Here is a 2,323-nt window from a genome sequence, read left to right as displayed (position 1 = left end):
GGTCCGGCATATTGCGCTGAATTACCTGAAAGGAGAGAAATCTTTCAAAGGCGGAATTCGGCGGAAACAGAAGAAAGCGGCACTGGTTGAGACATATCTTGCTGACATTCTCGCGGTCTGAAAGCTTTCATGCGTTTTCCCTGGTGTAAATCGTCTCGCGACAGACGTAGGCGTCTTCAAGCTTGGGTAAATTCATGTGTCGAAGCTTGCCGGCGATCTGCTCAGGAGACAAGTAGTGGCGAAGAAGGTACTCGACAAGCCTGAACCGCTCACTACCGATGGAAAGCTTTCGCTTGGACCGGAAAAAGCGCCGACGCTTGAGTCGCGACGTTTGCGCGCGTTCAGCTCGGTAGTCGTTGCTCGGCTCACTATTTCGGCGAATTTCGCGGCTTATAGTGGAGGGAGAACCACTCAGGCATCGAGCAATGGCTCGGAGGCTCAGGCCTCGAGAGAGACAAACCTGGATAGTGGCACGATCAGTAATGCTAAGTGCTGAGTATTACATGAGCACAATACCTTACAGGGAAACTCAGGTGTTGCACTCAGAATCTGCAGCCAAGGGATCTAAGATTGAAAGTTCTGTTCTGATTAATTTAAAATATAGATGACCACTCGGAGGCTAAATGTTATTCACAGATAATGAAAGTACCGCGAAGAAAAACATTCCATCAGTTTATTTGTCTAAAACCGCGTGGGATGATTATACATATAAAACAACTTATCTAGCTAGGCTTTATTTGGAGGAAGAAGTTATAGATCTTGGTGAGATTAAGATAATAGATATAAATCTAGATGATGAATCTAGCTTCGGGTGTAAAAAAGAAAACACATCGACCAAAGTTCCAAAAGATTGTTATACGCTTACTGAAGAATTCTATTCTCTTGGACAAGAACTAGATTATTATCGAAAATTATCTGGGCTTGGTAATGGAATTGGCGAAGCAATTTTGAAAGGCTTAAGGGATTGTGCCGTATACTTCCCTCCGAGCGAAAGTATTAAAGAGCACAAAGCCTTCTGGGATTCTTTGATAAGAGAGCCAGAAGCTAAAAAATGTTTTAAAGAGGGAAGAGAATACTACCTAAAAAATAGTAAAGCTGGGAAAATAGAATTTTCGTATAGTGGAGAGATCTTTAAGAGTAGTGATTCATCTGTTGACTTCGAGTTCGATATTTCTTCAGAGCTTCCTAGTACAATTAATGTAGTGATAGGTAAAAATGGAAGTGGTAAGACAAGGCTCTTATCAAAACTGTGTGAAGATATATTAAAAAGTAGGAGAGGAGTAAAAGTCTTCCATCCTGAGCCTCCACTAGTAAGTAGAGTTGTTACTATATCTTATAGTGCTTTTGATGATTTTACTTTACCCGGGGAAGTATACGGGGAATCTGAGAAAAGCTATAAATATATAGGGATAAGAGAGTTTAAAAAAGAACCGGATGGTTCTGTTAGTTATCGAATTAAAACTAGCGAAGAACATTGGGGAGACATTGTAAAAGCTGTCGAAAGTATAAGTAATACAGATCTAGCTAAAGAAGTTGATAGATTCGTTTTTACTTCAGGATTCAAAGAGGTTAAGGATCTTGTTGCGAGTGACTCCTTGCAAGAATTAAAAGAAGTTTTCTCTTCAATGAGCTCTGGCCAGAAAATTTCACTTAGTATTATTTGTCAGCTTGCTGCTTTTTTAGAAGATGATAGCTTGGTACTTTTTGATGAACCTGAAAATCATTTGCATCCTGGACTTCTTTGGAATCTAATGGTTAGTTTTGATAATGTTCTAAAGAAAAAGAAGTCGTTTTCAATAGTTGCTACTCACTCTCCTATAATATTGCAGCAAGTTCCTAGGAAATACGTTAATGTTGTTAGGAAACAGGATGGAGTAATATTCTCGGATAAGCTTTCAAATGAATGTTTTGGTGATAGTCTTCAGTCAATTATGGAAAAGTCTTTTGGATTTGTTGAGCCCGAGCACGATTATCGAGATGTTTTGCGGAATTTAAAAGTAAAAGGTTATGATAAGGTCGAGATCGAAAGTTTATTCTCAGAAGGTCTAAGTCTTCAGGCTAGAGTTTTTCTATCAACCCTTTTTAAGGAGAAATGATATGTTGACTCTTTGTAGAAAGCCGATCTTATCATTCTCTAGTTCCTTGATTAGGATCTTGGATAGTAAAAAAGATCAACGAGTAAAAGATGTAATTAATGATAACCAAGAGGTTTTGAAGTCACAAGTCACTAACTATATATTTAATAGAAGGAGGTTAGAGAAAGTTTCTAGTCATGGTTTCAACGATTATGAAAAATCTAAGTTGTCTGATTGTTATGAAAAAA

Annotated in this window: 2 protein-coding genes and 1 pseudogene; 2 read left to right on the top strand and 1 reads right to left on the bottom strand. The window is 38.5% G+C overall.

Going from position 1 to position 2,323, the window contains the following annotated elements; all coding sequences use genetic code 11:
• Positions 1–145 precede the first annotated feature (145 nt).
• Positions 146–499, bottom strand: a pseudogene (locus BF12_RS21770) (transposase); the annotation flags it as partial.
• A gap of 124 nt (positions 500–623) precedes the next feature.
• On the opposite strand from BF12_RS21770, the gene BF12_RS0113725 reads away from it, so the two are divergent.
• Both BF12_RS0113725 and BF12_RS22490 read left to right on the top strand, forming a co-directional pair.
• Positions 624–2,096, top strand: coding sequence for an ATP-dependent nuclease (locus tag BF12_RS0113725; protein WP_024952768.1), 1,473 nt, complete (start codon positions 624–626; stop codon positions 2,094–2,096).
• 1 nt (position 2,097) lies between these two features.
• Positions 2,098–2,323, top strand: a 226-nt coding sequence (locus BF12_RS22490) for a hypothetical protein (RefSeq protein WP_035160196.1), incomplete at its 3' end; no start/stop codon positions are given.

The sequence above is a fragment of the Cobetia crustatorum genome, assembly GCF_000591415.1.
Lineage (GTDB): Bacteria > Pseudomonadota > Gammaproteobacteria > Pseudomonadales > Halomonadaceae > Cobetia > Cobetia crustatorum.
Note: the sequence above shows the minus strand (reverse complement) of the source record. Positions and strands in the feature narration are given on the sequence as shown.